General features: G+C 58.1%; 13 protein-coding genes. 7 read left to right on the plus strand and 6 right to left on the minus strand.

Going from position 1 to position 16,992, the window contains the following annotated elements; all coding sequences use genetic code 11:
* The first annotated feature begins 7 nt into the window (after nt 1–7).
* Nucleotides 8–148, plus strand: coding sequence for a hypothetical protein (locus PSPTO_RS29945; RefSeq protein ID WP_005764687.1), 141 nt, complete (start codon nt 8–10; stop codon nt 146–148).
* Here the strand turns inward: PSPTO_RS29945 and PSPTO_RS22210 are convergent.
* From PSPTO_RS22210 to PSPTO_RS22225, 4 genes are all read right to left on the minus strand, one after another.
* On the minus strand, nt 137–1,402 hold the full coding sequence (locus PSPTO_RS22210; RefSeq protein ID WP_046463677.1) for a right-handed parallel beta-helix repeat-containing protein: 1,266 nt from the start codon (nt 1,400–1,402) through the stop codon (nt 137–139). The genes PSPTO_RS29945 and PSPTO_RS22210 overlap by 12 nt on opposite strands.
* 135 nt (nt 1,403–1,537) lie before the next feature.
* Nucleotides 1,538–1,984: a GNAT family N-acetyltransferase gene (locus PSPTO_RS22215; protein ID WP_011104942.1), complete on the minus strand. Its 447-nt coding sequence runs from the start codon at nt 1,982–1,984 to the stop codon at nt 1,538–1,540.
* Between the two features lie 24 nt (nt 1,985–2,008).
* Complete coding sequence (gene yiaY / locus PSPTO_RS22220; protein ID WP_011104943.1) at nt 2,009–3,157, minus strand: L-threonine dehydrogenase; 1,149 nt, start codon at nt 3,155–3,157, stop codon at nt 2,009–2,011.
* Nucleotides 3,158–3,291: 134 nt separating this feature from the next.
* Nucleotides 3,292–4,512, minus strand: coding sequence for a class I SAM-dependent methyltransferase (locus PSPTO_RS22225; RefSeq protein ID WP_011104944.1), 1,221 nt, complete (start codon nt 4,510–4,512; stop codon nt 3,292–3,294).
* A 297-nt stretch (nt 4,513–4,809) separates the two neighbouring features.
* Between PSPTO_RS22225 and PSPTO_RS22230 the strand changes: the two genes are divergently transcribed.
* Together PSPTO_RS22230 and PSPTO_RS22235 are read left to right on the plus strand one after the other, a co-directional pair.
* Nucleotides 4,810–6,033, plus strand: a complete 1,224-nt coding sequence (locus tag PSPTO_RS22230; RefSeq protein ID WP_011104945.1) for an alpha-xenorhabdolysin family binary toxin subunit A — start codon at nt 4,810–4,812, stop codon at nt 6,031–6,033.
* A complete protein-coding gene (locus PSPTO_RS22235) occupies nt 6,030–7,046 on the plus strand; it encodes an alpha-xenorhabdolysin family binary toxin subunit B (protein WP_046463676.1) in 1,017 nt (338 codons plus the stop codon). Before PSPTO_RS22230 ends, PSPTO_RS22235 begins: the two co-directional genes overlap by 4 nt.
* A gap of 57 nt (nt 7,047–7,103) precedes the next feature.
* Here the strand turns inward: PSPTO_RS22235 and PSPTO_RS22240 are convergent, their stop codons facing one another.
* Both PSPTO_RS22240 and PSPTO_RS22245 read right to left on the minus strand, forming a co-directional pair.
* The gene (locus PSPTO_RS22240) at nt 7,104–7,721 is read right to left on the minus strand and encodes a TPM domain-containing protein (protein WP_003381663.1); all 618 of its coding nucleotides are present in this window, start codon (nt 7,719–7,721) and stop codon (nt 7,104–7,106) included.
* Between the two features lie 34 nt (nt 7,722–7,755).
* Nucleotides 7,756–8,439 (minus strand): TPM domain-containing protein, encoded by a 684-nt coding sequence (locus PSPTO_RS22245; protein ID WP_032622185.1) that lies wholly within the window; start codon nt 8,437–8,439, stop codon nt 7,756–7,758.
* 329 nt (nt 8,440–8,768) lie between these two features.
* On the opposite strand from PSPTO_RS22245, the gene bglX reads away from it, so the two are divergent.
* The 4 genes from bglX to PSPTO_RS22265 all read left to right on the plus strand — a co-directional run bounded on the left by bglX (nt 8,769) and on the right by PSPTO_RS22265 (nt 16,842).
* The gene (gene bglX / locus PSPTO_RS22250) at nt 8,769–11,066 is read left to right on the plus strand and encodes a beta-glucosidase BglX (protein ID WP_007246181.1); all 2,298 of its coding nucleotides are present in this window, start codon (nt 8,769–8,771) and stop codon (nt 11,064–11,066) included.
* A 70-nt stretch (nt 11,067–11,136) separates the two neighbouring features.
* The gene (locus PSPTO_RS22255) at nt 11,137–12,894 is read left to right on the plus strand and encodes an ATP-binding protein (protein ID WP_007246182.1); all 1,758 of its coding nucleotides are present in this window, start codon (nt 11,137–11,139) and stop codon (nt 12,892–12,894) included.
* Nucleotides 12,895–12,900: 6 nt separating this feature from the next.
* A complete protein-coding gene (locus PSPTO_RS22260) occupies nt 12,901–14,235 on the plus strand; it encodes a sigma-54-dependent transcriptional regulator (protein WP_011104948.1) in 1,335 nt (444 codons plus the stop codon).
* A gap of 225 nt (nt 14,236–14,460) precedes the next feature.
* Nucleotides 14,461–16,842: a PAS domain-containing protein gene (locus PSPTO_RS22265; protein ID WP_011104949.1), complete on the plus strand. Its 2,382-nt coding sequence runs from the start codon at nt 14,461–14,463 to the stop codon at nt 16,840–16,842.
* Nucleotides 16,843–16,992: the final 150 nt, after the last annotated feature.

The raw sequence follows: 16,992 nt of genomic DNA on the forward strand, positions 1-16,992 counted from the left end.
TCAGCGAATGAGCTCACTTCTAGACGAAGCCGAACAGGCAGACGCCTACCTTGAGCTTGCGCAGCCTTTCGATGTGCAGGGGCGCTATCTGCATTTCGACACGCTGCGTTTCAGGTTTACAACCCAGACAGTCGAATCAAGGCCGTAAACCAACACCCACCTTCCCCGCCCCCGCCTCCCCTGGCACCCGCGCCCGTGCCTCTTGTGCCGACACCGGCACCACCAGGTATTGCCGATAATCCCGGAACGCCTGCAAAGCGGAGGCGTCCTGCGGGCGATAGTCTTCGCCACTGGCTCGTTGCTGATTCGCGATACAAAGCCTGCCGATCACGCTCATACACGTGCTGTTCGCAGCCGCTGAAACCGGCTCGAACAAGGCGAATGCGGTACCCGGCTGGTCCGTGTCGTTGAACAGGGGATGGGCTACGTTTTCGAAGTCGTTCCCCTCTACCAGCAACTGCGAGGATGAGGTACGCGACATGATTGCGCCTTGGTAGGTCATGCGCTGAAACACGTTGTTGACCAGTTGAGCGCGGATTTGAGCATTTTTCATTCCGCCGGAATGCGGTGCTCTGCCGGACGTGTCGTGCAGGTAGTTTCTCGATAACGTCAGCGTGTCCTGGCTGCCCAGGAACAGCCAGACCCAGTAATGATGGCCATCGCAGGTCGATGAGTAAGGCGTTCGGCCATCGAATTCATTGCTGGAAATAGTGACGTGTGAAGCGGTGCCCCAGCCAGTCACGATCATTTGCCTGCCGATGCGGGCAAAGGTGTTGTGGTCGATCCATACGCCATCGGCCTTGTTCAGGGTGAGCGCATCTCCACCCCATACGACACTGGGGTTGATGTCTGAAAGCGTCAGGTTACGCACAATCACGTTGTGCGCGCCGTCACCGATGAACAGCCCTGTGCCTGCAATGCCCGCCTTGGTGCCTGCACCGATCAGCGTCTTGTTCGAGCCGACTTTCAGTGGCTTCAACCCGGCATTGTCGTAGGTCACCATGACCGCTGGCCTGGATTGGCAGAAGTCATTGGCGCCATTGAGTGCAAGCTGTTCTCCACCCTGCGCACAGGGCTTGACGACACAGCCGGGCGCAGTGGTTTCGGCGCTGCCGTTGGCAACGACACTGCCACGAAAGTCGAACAGGTGGTCCAGCACAATGACTCTTGGGGTTTGGTCTGTGCACGCACCGTGCGCGTCATGTGACGCACACAAAGCTGATCGAAGGTCGTCCAGTGTCGATGGATGCACGTCGGCGGCCGACCCGCCACCGGTGACGCCTTTGGCAAACCCTTCAGGCAGGTCGGCCGCTGGTAAGTACTGTGGCCCTGCAAGCGTCAGCAACATGGCAGCCGCGCATTGCATGAAGCAGCTTTTCAAAACAAACGGCAGGGGCCTCATCAGTTGAGCTTCCAGGCATATTCACGGGAGTCGCGAAGACAGTCTGGATGCTAGACGCACAGCGACCTGCATAGCTCATGTTCTGCAGCTTTCGTCAGCCTTTGTTCAGATGAAAAGCGCAAGCATGTACATGGTTTACCGGAACGCCAGATCCATCTTGATGCTGTCGATTCCGCGACCATGCCCATCCGCCTTGATGGCGCTCACGACAAACCCCAGACCGGAGTAGAACCCCTGAACGTGCTGGCTGGTATTGATGTGGGCTCGGGTGACACCCGGTAACGATTGCATGACATCCAGCCGGGCCTGGGTCAGAAACCTGCCAAGCCCGCTGCCGTGGCGCTCGCCGTGGACCATGCCCCATGTGAGTTCGGCAACAGCAGGGTCCGACAGCACAAGATAGCCGCCGCACGCCAGCACAGCCCCCTCGCGTTCGACAACGAAGTAATGACCCAGCGGAGCCATGAGGAAGCTGGCAAATAGCTTGCGCTCCACCGGGTCAAAATAACGCGGCACGTTGCTATCGAAAATATCCAGACAGGTATCCCGGTCCGCGAGGGTATAAGGCCTGAGCATGTCCATGTGCGAGTCTGTTTTATCCAGAAATCAAAGTGCCTGGCGGAACAGTTCCTGAATCTGCTCAAGATCCGCCGGGCGTGGGTTGGTGAAACCGCAAGCGTCTTTCAATGCATTGGCGGCAAGAACAGGGAAATCCTCTTCCTTGACGCCCAGTGCAGTCAGGCCCGCCGGGATCTCTACCGCAGCAGACAAGGCCCGAATAGCCTCGATTGCCGCGTGCGCACCTTCTTCCGGCGACAGACCACGAACGCTGGCCCCCATTGCATGGGCAACATCGGTCAGACGTGCAGCACTGACGCTCGCGTTGAAACGCTGCACATGAGGCAGCAGCACGGCATTGCACACGCCATGCGGCAAATCATAGAAGCCGCCCAGTTGATGCGCCATCGCGTGCACGTAACCCAGCGAGGCATTGTTGAAAGCCATGCCGGCGAGAAACTGGGCATAGGCCATGTTCTCGCGCGCAGTGATGTTTGTCCCGTTGCTGACTGCCTCGCGCAGATTGTTGGCGATCAGTGACATGGCCTGCAATGCGCAGGCGTCGGTGATCGGCGTGGCGGCGGTCGACACATACGCTTCGATGGCGTGGGTCAAGGCATCCATACCGGTGGCGGCGGTCAGTGATTTGGGCATGGCGACCATCATGTTCGGGTCGTTTACGGATAACAGGGGTGTTACGTTGCGGTCGATGATGGCCATTTTTACGTGACGCGCTTCATCGGTGATGATGCAGAAGCGGGTCATCTCGCTGGCGGTTCCGGCTGTGGTGTTGATCGCGATCAGCGGCAACTGCGGCTTTGCCGAACGGTCGACGCCTTCATAGTCGCTGATGTGCCCGCCGTTGCTGGCGCACAGGGCAATGCCCTTGGCGCAGTCGTGGGGTGAGCCACCACCCAGAGAAATCACGAAATCGCACTGACGTTTCCGCAGCAAAGCCAGGCCGTTTTCGACGTTGGCGATGGTCGGGTTGGGTCTGGCACCGTCATACACCACCGAGTCGATGCCCTGCTCCACCAGCAGTCCGGCGACCTGGCTGGCCACACCGGCCTTGGCCAGCCCTGCATCGGTGACGATCAGCGCCTTGAGAAATCCGTATTTGCGTATGGCGAGCATGGCTTCATCGATGCAGCCAGCGCCAATGATGTTCACTGCGGGAATGAAAAAAGTGCTGCTCATGACGGATCCTCGTGAATGGCTCGGACGCTCGGGTAATAGCTCAAGCATCCGCCTTGCGCGAGGCGCGGACGTTGATCCAGCGCAATACAACCGGTCAAAGGCCTTACCGCCGGTCGCCACCCGGATCAATGCTGTCAGCCGAGAAAGCCGTCCGCCTGAAGCAGGGTTTCAAGGCACTGCTCACTGATGCCGTAAAACGCCTTGAGCTCCTGGATACGCACCAGCAACTGGGCCGGATTGGCCGGTTCTGCGCGTTTGACGGCGAGGATCATCTTGTTCTTGTTGGTGTGTTCCAGAGAGATGAACTCAAAGACCTTGGTTTCGTAACCGCATGCGTCCAGCAACAAGGCACGCAGGCTGTCAGTGACCATTTCTGCCTGCTGGCCCATGTGCAGACCGTATTGCAGCATCGGCTTCAACAGTGACGGGCTCTGGATCTGCAAACGGATCTGCTTGTGGCAGCACGGCGAGCACATGATGATCGAGGCGCCGGAGCGAATGCCCATATGAATGGCGTAGTCAGTCGCGATGTCACAGGCGTGCAGCGCGATCATCACGTCCAGCGCACGGGGCGCAACGCTGCGTACATCCCCGTGCTGGAAGGTCAGGCCGGGATGCTCAAGCCCTGCAGCAGCGTTATTGCACAGCGTGACCATGTCCTCGCGCAACTCGACGCCGGTTACTTGCCCTTGCGCCTGCAAGGTATTGCACAGGTAATCGTGAATGGCGAAGGTCAGGTAGCCCTTGCCCGAGCCGAAATCTGCCACCTTGATCGGTTGATCCAGTTTGAGTGACGATGAGCTCAACGCGTGGGAAAACACTTCGATGAACTTGTTGATCTGCTTCCACTTGCGCGACATGGCGGGGATCAGCTCATGCTGCCGGTTGGTCACACCCAGATCGGCAAGGAACGGTCGGCTCAGCTCCAGATAGCGCTTTTTCTCGCGATCATGCCCGGCCGAAGGGGCTTCGCGCTCTTGCTGAGCCTTGCTTTTGAACAGCGTGGTCTTGCCCTTTTTGCTGTATTCCAGCTGAACTTCATCGCTCAATGACAACAGGTGCGCGTTTTTGAACGATTCAGGTATCAGGCTGGCAATAACGGCTACCGCCTCGGCAAGCGGAAAGTTCTTGGTGATATCGCGCGTCTTGTAGCGATACACAAAGCTCAGACACGGCTGCTCCTTGACGGTCAGTGGCTTGATGATGATCCGCTGCAAGTCGGCTTCGCTGCCCACGTATTTGGCCAGGACCAGCTTGATCAGCGAGTTCTGCGACAGGCTGGTGTCCAACAGGCCAAGGAACTGCGCACGGTGATCGTTCGCAGCGATGGATGACGTGGGGGTGATGACTGACATTGAAAATGTGCCTCAGGCGTCCCGGCCGGGACTCGGAAAATCAGAGCGGCATTTTAAGCGCGTCAGCGCGTCATGGGCACCCCTATTTTTCAGAGACTACACACACTGTTCGCACCGCCCTACACGCCACGGCGAAACGCACACAACCGGTAAAATAATCCGTGCCGAAAACCACGGGCCATTACTTGCACCGTACAAAAACATCTTTATAGTCACCCTGACTGGTTAAACGTAATCAGTTCACATTTCTGGAGACTAATTACTCCAACAGAATAACCCGCACAAGGAACGTGTACTATGTTAAGTCAAGCAGCACTATTGGAAAACGAAGACATCGCACGGGTTACTTTAAAACCCGTCGAGTACTTGAGCGTTATACTCGATGATGAAAAAAACGGAGGCCGAAGCGCGGCACTTATTCTGACCAGGGAAGACATCCTCAGTTTAAAGCGTTACGAGCGTCACGCCCTGAACATTCCCACCTCGCTTCCTCGTGTCGAACAGCAATTGGGTTTTACGAAAAGTGGCATTCCCGGGCTTGAGCCTAAAGATATGCTGGTGACTTACCAGGCCATCAATAATCATGGCAAGAGCTGGCTGGGCATCGAGGATGGCATCAAGCGCAGCGGGTTCGCCATTGACTTGTTTGCCGCGCAATTCTCGGGGCAGGGCCAACAGATCATCAACTACATCGAAAAGATGGATTTTGCCAGACAGCTGGATCTGACCGTTGCCGACTTGACCATCGAAGAGGTCCGCGAAAAAAATCCGACTCCACTGGGTGAAACCGACCAAAAGGTCTGTATCACACTGGCAGCGTTTCTGAAAAAGACCGCCTCTCAGATAAAGAATCATCAGCACGCTGCAGGAACATTGGCGCAACACATCGACACGTTCAGTACCGTGCTGAGCGTTCAACTCATTCCTGGTATCAACGACAAGGTAAAACTGGCACGTCGCTCTGGCCTGGACCAGCAGCTCAAGGAGCTGGAAAAAGATATCGAACAACTGACGAAAGAGATCGAGCAGAAAAACAAAGAGTATAAGTTTTCCATGAATAATATTGCCTGGGGAGGTTTCGGCGGGCCCATCGGGGTCGCTATCACGGGAGGTATTTTTGGCGCCAAAGCGGAGAAAATCCGAAAAGAAAAAAACCGAATGGTTGATTCCAAAAACCAGAAAGTTCAAACACTCAAGGAAAAAGTTCCTTTAGCGGCCGCCGTGCGCAGCCTGCAAATACTCTTCGAAGACATGAATATTCGCATGATGGACGCTCATCAGAGCGCCACCCATCTGAAAGACCTCTGGACCATGCTGGCAGCGTACATCGACAGTTCTGCCAATGAACTGGCGGCGATCACTGACGATCAGGCGCTGATGATTTTCGCCATGCAGTTTCAAGGCGTAGTCACACCGTGGCTGGAAATAAGGGGCATGACGACTCAGCTACTCAAGATATTTGACAGTGCGCTGGATCAGTTTCAACGCGAACAACAACCCGTCGTTGTAGTGGGACGATGAGCATGAGCACCGACACCCTGGATAAGGCATTGATCCTGACCCCTCCCGCCCCTGAAACCATGAACGCCGCCCGCCAGAACATTCTTGCGCAGACAAGCGCTTTGAAACTGGACTTTCTGCCCGTAATGAAAGAAAAAATGCTGCCACTTCAAACAGCGTTGAAGCGTGCGGACAAGGTCTATCACGATAATCTCGCCGCTGTCACCGTCCAGTTGAATAGCGTGAACCTGCAGCCAATAGATCTCAAACAACAGCAGATCGAGGCAGACCAAAGACTGAGTGACAAACAGAAGCAGCAAGCTATCAGTCTGTTGAACGCACAGCGTATTCGTCAGGTATCGAATCTCACTATGGTCGTACGCAACAGCGCTAAAGCCATTGCCGAGCACAGCGATGATATGGCGCAGATCAACCTGAAGCTGGAAGGCAATCGTTTGCTGGAGATACTCCAGGAACAGATCGACAGCATGACCCTACGCTCAGCATCGCTGGAAAGCACGATGGGTGAAATTACCGCCGATCGACGCCTGCTTGACGCCACCATCAAGACATTTGAAAAATACAATGTTGCAGACGTGTTCAAGGAAATGTTACCCACTGCCGAGGAACTCAAACTGGTCGCCCTGCCATCGCCGGAACTCGCACTGGTCACTGCAGGGATTGCCAGACTCGGCAAACTCCTCGACAAGGTCAGCAGCGCTCTGACATACCTTGATCTCATTGAAGAACGCGACAGGCTGAGGCTGCGCTATAACGCCTTGCTTGAAGAGTCTCGCATTGCCCATCAGGAAGCAAAGGCCACAGCAGCAAAGCTTGACGAGTTGACAGGACTCGCGGGCGTCAGCCAGAGCAAAGCGCTTTGGGTAGAAGAGGCGAAAAAAGTGTATCAGTCGCTCTACAACTTTCTGGAGCAGATCACGCAGCAAGATGATTCTTCGGCGAAGATCAGCCAGCATGTCGAACACCTGAAGACGTACATCAAATCGTTCTACGATACAAAGCGCTTCGTCTGACGCGCATGTTTTCAACAAAAGCAGGTGGCGATCCTATCGCCACCTGCTTTCTTGTTCTTAACCCAGCACCACCAGCCTGTTGGGCAGTTCGTTTTTACCGTGGGTCACTGGCACGTGATCGGCAAGCAGCTCGCCGCAGGCGTGAATACAACCCAGAAACCCCTGCAGAATCTGCCCGTCCCGGACCTGTTGAGTGAACACATCAACCATTGCCTTCCAGGTATCGTCGTGCAGACGACTGGCGATGCCATGATCAACCAGAATTTCGACATAACGCTCGGCCTCACTGACAAACACCAGAATGCCGGTGCCGTCATGGGTCTTGTGCAGGTTCTGCTCGAGAAACTGCCGACGCGCCAGGTTGCCTGCACGCCAGCGCCTGACCGAGACCGGCACCAGCAAGGCGGACACTTTCGGGATGCGGCACGCCAGCGCAACGATAATGAAGGTGCTCATCTGCGCCAGCATCAGCTCGTCCGCGCTCAACCACTGAACGCAGTAATTGACCGTACCCGGCAGCAACAGGCCGATCAGCCCGGCCCAGATCAGCGGCATGTAGGCATAGTCATCGGAACGAGCGGCCAGCACCGTGACCAGTTCGGCATCGGTACGTTGCTCGACGCGATCAATCGCTTCGGCGACTTGCCGCTGTTCGTCTTTGTTCAATAACGCCATGGTTCCCTCATTCCCTCATTCCCGAATCGATCAACTACCAGTTGCCTGATGCACCGCCGCCACCGAAGCGCCCGCCGCTGCGTTCAGCGGTTCTGTCACGTGCAGGCCGTACAGCGGCACCGCGCCTGATGCTGATAACCACAATCGCCAACACAATAAGGGTCAGCACAACAGCGAACAGCCAGACCTGATCGTCACTGGCCTGCTCCTCATAGCCAGCCATCTGCCGTGTCGGTTCAGGATAGTCAGGTATCTGACCACCCAGCGCTGCGATGACCGCACGGGCACCACGCTCTATACCGACAGCAAAGCGGCCATCGTCAAACTCGGGGGTCATCAGCATGTCGATGATCAACGAGCTCTGCGCGTCACTGAGACGATCCTGCAAGGCAGCGCCGACCTCCATAAACACCTTGCGCTTGTCACGGTCGATCATCAGCAGCACGCTGTCGTCCTCGCCGTGCAGCCCCAACCCCCACGCATCGCCCAGCCGAGCGCCGAATTCCTCGAGGCTCGCACCCTGCAAATCAGCCTGGGTCACCACCACTACCCGCTCACCGGTTGCCTGCTCGTGGGCACGTAGCAGCCTTGCCAGACGAACCGTGGTCTGGCTGTCGAGCATCTGCGCAGCATCGACCACGCTACCGGTCATCGGCGGAAATACCAGTGCTGGCTCCTGCGCGTCGGCACGAAATACCCCTCCCAAAAACATCACCATGCACAACATCAACCGTGAAACAGACTTCAAAATCAGACCTCCGGTGCTTTTTTGAATCTACTGAAACGACACGCCTTAGCCAAAACACAACTTCCCCGGCATAATCCATCGCCGACACCCGGTACGGTCACTAATCGATCAGACAGGGTTTGTACAAAAATCAATCAAATCACCATTTTCGTACACACCTTGGAAGGGCTTCGTGCAGTAAAGCGGATGACAACTATCCTTGCGTCCTGCCCGAACCATAACGCCAAAGGTCCATAACCCAAAAACTGGCTGTCAGACATTAAACGCGAGTTGCTGACAAAAGCCTTGAGAAATCATTCATGAATAAGCTGTGTTTATTAGGTTTGCTGGTCGGTATGGCCAGTCAGTCAGTGATGGCCCAAAGCGCTGCCGCCACGGACAATACAACGCTTCAGGCCAAGAATGCCTTCATCGGCAAACTGATGAAACAAATGACTCTGGACGAAAAGATCGGCCAGTTGCGTTTGATCAGTATCAGCGGGGAAATGCCGCAGCCGCAAATCCTCAAGGAGATTGCTGCCGGAAGAATCGGCGGCACGTTCAACTCCATTACACGCTCGGAAAACCGTCCGCTGCAGGAAGCCGCCGTTGCCAACAGCCGCCTGAAGATTCCGATGTTCTTTGCCTATGACGTCGTTCACGGCCATCGCACGATTTTCCCGATCAGCCTGGGCATGGCCGCCAGTTGGGACATGGACGCCGTCGCCCTGATGGGTCGTGTTTCGGCTAAAGAGGCGAGTGCCGACAGTATCGACATGACCTTTGCGCCCATGGTCGACATTTCACGCGATCCGCGCTGGGGCCGTAGCTCCGAAGGCTTTGGCGAGGACACTTATCTGGTGTCACGCATTTCCGACGTGATGGTCCGCTCTTTTCAGGGCAAGAACGTCGCTGCGAACGACAGCATCATGGCCGCCGTCAAGCACTTCGCCCTGTACGGCGCGGTCGAGGGCGGGCGTGACTACAACACAGTGGACATGAGCATGACGCGCATGTACCAGGACTATCTGCCGCCTTACAAAGCCGGCATCGATGCCGGGGCTGGCGGCATCATGGTCGCACTCAACTCGATCAATGGCGTCCCGTCCACCTCCAATAAATGGCTGATGCAGGACCTGCTGCGCAAGGACTGGGGCTTCAAGGGCGTGACCATCAGCGACCACGGCGCGATCAAGGAACTGATCGAACACGGCGTGGCCAAGGATTACCGCGAAGCTGCCAAGCTGGCAATCAAGGCTGGCGTCGACCTCAGCATGAACGATGTGGCCTATGGCGAGCAGTTGCCCGGCCTGGTCAAGGACGGCGAGGTCTCCATGAAGGAAATCGACAGCGCCGTGCGTGAAGTGCTCGGTGCCAAGTACGACATGGGCCTGTTCGCCTCGCCTTACGGGCGCATTGGAGTTGCCGCCGATGATCCGGCCGACACGTATTCCGACGACCGCCTGCACCGCGCCGAAGCCCGCGATGTCGCGCGCAAGACGCTGGTCCTGCTGAAAAACCAGAACGACACCCTGCCGCTGAAGAAACAGGGCACCATCGCAGTCATTGGCGGGTTGGCACAAAGCCACCTCGACATGCTTGGCAGTTGGTCGGCTGCTGGCCGTCCCGCTCAGTCGGTGACCGTGTATGAAGGTCTGGCCAATGCGGTCGGTGACAAAGCCAAACTGCTTTACGCCCGCGGCGCCAACGTCAGTGACAACGAACACGTTCTCACTTACCTGAACTTCATCGAGAAAGAAGTAGAGATCGACCCGCGCCCGGCGCAGGAAATGATCGACGAAGCCGTCAAGGTCGCCGAGCAGTCCGATGTAATCGTTGCCGTGGTAGGCGAGTCGCGTGGCATGTCCCACGAATCGGCCAGCCGCAGCAGCCTGAACATTCCAGGCAAGCAACGTGATCTGATCAAGGCTCTGAAGGCCACTGGCAAGCCGTTGGTGCTGGTGCTGATGAATGGTCGTCCGCTGGTACTGGTCGACGAACAGGAGCAGGCAGACGCCATGCTCGAAACCTGGTTCCCGGGCACCGAAGGCGGCAATGCCGTGGCTGACGTGCTGTTCGGCGACTACAACCCGTCGGGCAAACTGGCCATGTCGTTCCCGCGCTCGATTGGCCAACTGCCGGTCTACTACGCGCACCTGAACACGGGTCGTCCATACCACGAAGGCAAGCCGGGCAACTACACCTCGCATTACTTCGAAGAGCCCAATGGCCCGCTGTTCCCGTTCGGTTTTGGCCTGAGCTACACGCAGTTCGACGTCTCGGACATCAAGCTGTCGGATGCCAACATGGCGCGCAAAGGCAAGCTCACCGCCAGCGTGACCGTGAAGAACACCGGCAAGGTGGCGGGCGCTACCATTGTGCAGCTGTACCTGCACGACGTGGCGGCCTCGATCAGTCGTCCGGTCAAGGAGCTGAAAAACTTCGACAAGGTAATGCTTGAGCCTGGTGAGGAAAAAGTCGTTACCTTCACCCTCGGCGAAGACGACCTGAAGTTCTACAACAGCGAGCTCAAGTACGCTGCAGAACCCGGCGAATTCAAGGTCATGATCGGCCTGGATTCACAGACCGTGAAAGAAGCCACCTTCAACCTGTTGTAACGCCCGCCCACTGGCGTGCTGGCGAGCATCCCCTCGCCAACACGCCATTGGAGTCCGATCAGGCCGCAACATGACCCTCAAGCATCGCTACTGGCGCATCACTCTTTACGTGCTGTTGATTCTGGCCGGCGCTGCACTGTCGTCCGGAATTGCAATGCGTCAGGCGCAGCGCCATACGCTGTCAGAAGATGCCGCACGTGCCGGTGGGCAACTGGCGCTGTATGCCAACACCCTGCACACCCTCATCGAGCGTTATCGCGCCCTTCCCTCGGTGCTGGCGCTCGACCCGCAGATTCGTGCTGCGTTAAACGGCCCGGTGACCGAAGAGGTGCAAAACGCGCTCAACATCAAGCTGGAAAAGATCAACAGCGCGGCGCATTCATCGACCCTTGAATTGCTCGATCTGCACGGCCTTGCGATCGGCGCGAGCAACTGGCGCACGCCCAACAGCTACGTCGGCCACAATTACGGTTTTCGCCCCTACTTCCTGCAAACCCGAGCCCAAGGCACCGGGCGTTTCTACGCGGTGGGTGTGACCACCGGCATTCCCGGGTACTTTCTGTCCAGTGCCGTCGTGGACGATGCGGGTGCATTCATGGGCGCGATGGTGGTCAAACTGGAGTTTCCGAACCTTGAACAGGAATGGGGCCAGGGTGACGACCTGCTGCTGGTCAGCGACGAGAAAGGCATTGTCTTCATCGCCAATCGGGCTGGCTGGCGCTATCGCGAGCTGCTGCCCATTTCAGTCGAGGGCCGTGCCGATCTGTTGCGCACCCGCCAGTACGACAAGAAATCACTGTCACTGCTGCGCAGTCGGGTGCTTGAGCGTTTCGGTGAAAACAGCCACTTGAGCCGTATTGAAGGCCCGGACGGCGCAGCTGATTACCTATGGCAGTCGCTGCCGCTGCCCGACGAAAACTGGACGTTGCACCTGCTGCGCAAGCCGCCCGTCTCCAGTGAGGACGTTCGCAACGCCGGGCTGGCCGCCGCAGGTATCTGGCTGGCCATCGTGTTTCTGGGACTGTTTCTTTACCAGCGCTGGCGACTGGCGCGGTTACGCGAGCGCAATCGTGACGAACTTGAGCGTCTGGTACAAGAGCGCACCCGTGATCTGCAAACCGCGCAGGACGGCCTTGTGCAGTCGGCCAAACTTGCCGCGCTGGGGCAGATGTCGGCGGCGCTGGCCCATGAAATCAATCAGCCGCTGACCGCCCAGCGCATGCAACTGGCAACCCTGCGCCTGCTGCTGGATCAGGGCCGAGTCGATGAAGCCTGCAAAGCGCTGGTGCCGGTGGATCAGCAACTGACGCGCATGGCCGCACTGACCGGCCACCTGAAAACCTTTGCGCGCAAGAGCCCCAGCGGCCTGCGCGAGCGTCTGGACCTGGCCACCGTCGTCGATCAGGCCTTGTTGCTGCTCGAACCGCGTCTGCGCGAAGAGCGCATTGACTGCGTGCTGCACCTGGCGCGGCCCGCCTGGGTGCGCGGTGATGCGATACGTCTGGAGCAGGTGCTGATCAATCTGCTGCGCAACGCACTGGATGCCATGCGAGAGCGCCCGTCCAGACGCCTCGAAGTCCGTATCGATGCCTGCAACAGCCACTGGCGGCTCAGCGTCAGCGACAGCGGCGCGGGAATCGCGGCACAACATATGGCCAGCCTGTTCGATCCGTTCTTCACCACCAAACCGGTGGGCGATGGCCTGGGCCTTGGTCTGGCGGTGTCGTACGCGATCATTCACGAACTGGGCGGGCAACTGACTGCTGAAAACCATGCCGAGGGTGCGCGGTTCTGGTTCAGCCTGCCTAATGACTTTCTGGAGACCTGACCTGTGATGCTGAACTCGGTCATCGTGGTAGACGACGAGGCACCTATCCGGCAAGCCGTCGAACAATGGCTGACGCTGTCAGGTTTTGAGGTGCAGGTCTTCGCCCGCGCCGAAGAGTGCCTGGCGCAGATGCCGGAGCATTTCCCGGGCGTGGTGCTGACCGATGTGCGCATGCCGGGCATGACCGGCCTGCAATTGCTGACCCACCTGCACGCCCTTGACCGGGACCTGCCCGTCATTCTGCTGACCGGCCACGGCGATGTGCCCATGGCAGTAGAGGCCATGCGCGAAGGTGCCTATGATTTTCTGGAAAAGCCATTCAGCCCGGAAACGTTGATCAGCAACCTGCGGCGAGCGCTGGAAAAACGCCAACTGGTACTGGAAAACCGTCGCCTGCATGAACAGGCCGACGCCAGAACCCGGCTGGATGCCACCCTGCTCGGCGTATCCCCAAGCCTGCAGACCCTGCGGCGCCAGGTGCTGGAGCTGTCGCAACTGCCTGTCAACGTGATCATTCGTGGTGAAACCGGCAGCGGCAAAGAGCTGGTGGCTCGCTGCCTTCACGACTTCGGCCCACGCGCCGGCAAACCCTTCGTGGCACTCAACTGTGCCGCCATCCCGGAATACCTGTTCGAGGCCGAGCTGTTCGGGCACGAAAGTGGCGCATTTACCGGCGCGCAGGGTAAACGTATCGGGCGGCTGGAATACGCCGACGGCGGTACGGTGTTTCTCGATGAAATAGAGAGCATGCCCTTGGCGCAACAGGTCAAGCTGCTGCGCGTCCTGCAGGACAAGTGCCTTGAAAGGCTGGGCTCCAACCAGAGCATCAAGGTTGACCTGCGGATCATTGCGGCGACCAAACCGGACCTGCTCGAAGAAGCTCGCGCCGGGCGCTTCCGCGAGGACCTGGCCTACCGACTGAACGTTGCCGAGCTGCGCTTGCCTGCGCTGCGCGACCGGCTTGAGGACATTGCGCAACTGTTCAGCCATTTCAGCAGGGCCGCCGCCGAGCGTATGGGACGTGAGGCCCCCGCCCTGAGCGCCGCGCGCCTGAACCAGCTGCTCAGCCACGACTGGCCCGGCAATGTGCGCGAACTCGCCAATGCGGCCGAGCGGCAGACCCTGGGCCTGGAAATGACGCCACCGCAAGCCGACACTCAACTACCAGGACATTCACTGGCGGCACGTCAGGAAGCCTTCGAAGCGCAATGCCTGCGCGCCTCATTGACCCGCCACAAAGGCGATATCAAGGCTGTGCTCAACGAGTTGCAATTGCCCCGGAGGACGCTGAACGAGAAAATGCAGCGTCATGCCCTGGTGCGGGAAATGTTTCTCGGCTGAGGTGTTTGCCTGTTCCTTACGGCATCTTCAAGTGATAAACGAACATTTCGCGCAGCGCCGGGTCTGCATACTGTTCGCGGTTATATAGAGTCGTGATGGCTGGATATGAGCAGGGCATAATGACATCATGCTTGCCTTGGCTATTCAGCTTACTTTGGCAGTACGAAAGATGGGGCATTTTCTACCGTGAATACTCCCCTCGACCTCCCACTGGGAGGCGGCGAAATGGGCCGGCTTATCCGGGAGACAGACTGGTCGACGTCTGCGCTTGGACCGAAGCAAGCATGGCCCACCGCGCTACTGTCTTCGCTGAACCTGATGCTCAGTTGCCCGGACAGCATGTACCTGCTGTGGGGAGCGGATTTCACCTTGTTCTTCAATGATGCCTACCGCCAGGTCTTGCCCGTATCCGCACACCAAGCACAAGGGCAACCGATCGCTGCGGTTTGGGGCGATGCGTGGGAAGCCGTGCGTCCGCTGGCCGAGCAGGCACTCGCCGGACACAGCTGCCGGTCCGATGACATTCAGCGCGTGCTCGTGCGCGACGGCAAGTCCGAGCAGACCTGGTGGTCGCTGTCCTATTCGCCTCTTTATGGTGATAGCGGCCTGATTGAAGGCGTGTTCTGCCGGGTCAACGAAACCACGTCTCAGGTCACCGCTCAGGCCCGGCAGTCCCAGAACGAAGCGTTTACCAATCGGGTTCTGTCGAGCATCAACGATTGCATCAAGGTGCTGGATCTTGATTCGCGCCTGACGTTCATGAGCGAAGGCGGCCAGCGCATCATGGAAGTCAGCGATTTCAACGAGATTGTCGGCTGCCCCTGGCCTGACTTCTGGCAGGATCAGGGCAACCTGGACGCCATCGCGGCAGTGGAAGCTGCGCGCGACGGTCAGAACGCAAGCTTTATGGGCTCTGCGCAGACCATGGCCGGCACCGTCAAATGGTGGCACGTGCAGGTCAGTCCGATTTTCGGCAAAGACGGCAAGCCTGAGAAAATTCTTTGCGTGTCTCGGGACATGACCCAGCTCAGAAATGCGGAAGAGGCCCTGCGCACGCTCAACGAGACGCTTGAGCAACGCGTGGTCGAGCGTACCCAGGACCGCGACCGGATCTGGCGGCTATCGACCGACCTGATGCTGGTCGCGCAGTTCGACGGGATCATATCCGCGGTCAACCCGGCGTGGACCCAGGCACTGGGCTGGTCTGAAGAACAACTGCTCGACAGCCAGTTTCTAGGGCTGGTGCACCCGGACGATGTCAACAGTACCCTGGCGGCCATGAGCGGCCTGGAAAACGGCCAGAATATTCCGCACTTCAAAAATCGCTATCGCCACATGGACGGCTCATACCGGACCATTTCCTGGACGGCAGTGCCGGACAAACAGTTTATCCATGCGGTCGGCCGCGACATCCAGGCCGAAGAAGAGGCCAACGAAGCGCTGCGGCTTTCTCGGGAGGCCCTGCATCAAGCGCAGAAACTGGAAGCCATCGGCCAGCTGACCGGCGGTGTAGCGCATGATTTCAATAACCTGCTGACCGTCATCCGCTCGTGCAGCGATCTGCTGAAATCTGCAAACCTTGAAGAGCCGCGCCGGGTTAAATACGTCGAGGCCATTTCCAGCACCGTAGACCGCGCGGCGCGCCTGACCGGCCAATTGCTGGCCTTTGCCCGCCGCCAGGCATTGCAGCCCGAAGTGTTCGATGTCTGCAAAAGCGTGGCACGCATCGGCGAAATGATGGACACACTCACCGGCTCGCGCATTCAGGTGCACATCGACCTGCCTGCCGAACCGTGCTTTATTTTTGCCGATGGCAGCCAGTTCGACACCGCACTGGTCAACATGGTGGTCAACGCCCGTGATGCGATGTCAGGCTCGGGCCGGCTCGTCATCAAGGTTGACTGCGTGACCTGTTCGTCGGCCAGCCTGCCCTCCTCGCTCAACGCGGGCGACTACGTGACGGTGTCGCTGACCGACACGGGTGCAGGCATTGCCAAGGATAAACTGGGGCTGATCTTCGAGCCCTTCTATACCACCAAGAGCGTGGGCCAGGGCACAGGGCTCGGCCTGTCGCAGGTGTTCGGTTTTGCCAAGCAATCGGGCGGTGAAGTTCTGGTTGAAAGCGAACTGGGCAGCGGCAGCCGTTTCACCCTGTGCCTGCCCAGTGTCGAAGCTCACGAGCGAGCCGCAGAAGACAACAACCTGACGCTCGCCGCACTGCCCGGTTTATGCGTACTGATGGTCGAAGACAATCAGGACATCGGCACTTACACACGTCCGATGCTCGAACAGCTGGGTTTTCAAGTGCTCTGGGTATCGAGTGCCAGTGATGCGTTACAGGAGCTTTCCGGCAACCCGGAAAACTTTCATGTGGTGTTCTCCGACATCGCCATGCCGGGCATGAGCGGGCTGGAGCTGTATGCCGAAATCGAGGCGCGCTACCCCTGGATGCCGGTGGTCCTGACGACGGGCTACAGCACTGAGTTTGCAACACTCGCGCAGGATGAAACACACCGCTTCGACCTGTTGCAGAAACCCTATTCCAGAGACGACCTGGCAGCGATGCTGCACAAGGCCGTGAGCCGCAGCGTGGAACACACGTCGTAAGCGTGTACCTGAAGGCATCTGGCTGTGCGTTTCGCTGATGCCCGCCGCTGACTTTTTTCCGGGTACTAAAATGCAGTACGGGGCCACAAAATCAAGACAGCGCACGCTGCCTTGATTCAAAATCACGCAAAATAGTGCAACAACCTTCAA

Source organism: Pseudomonas syringae pv. tomato str. DC3000, assembly GCF_000007805.1.
Classification (GTDB): Bacteria; Pseudomonadota; Gammaproteobacteria; order Pseudomonadales; family Pseudomonadaceae; genus Aquipseudomonas; species Aquipseudomonas avellanae.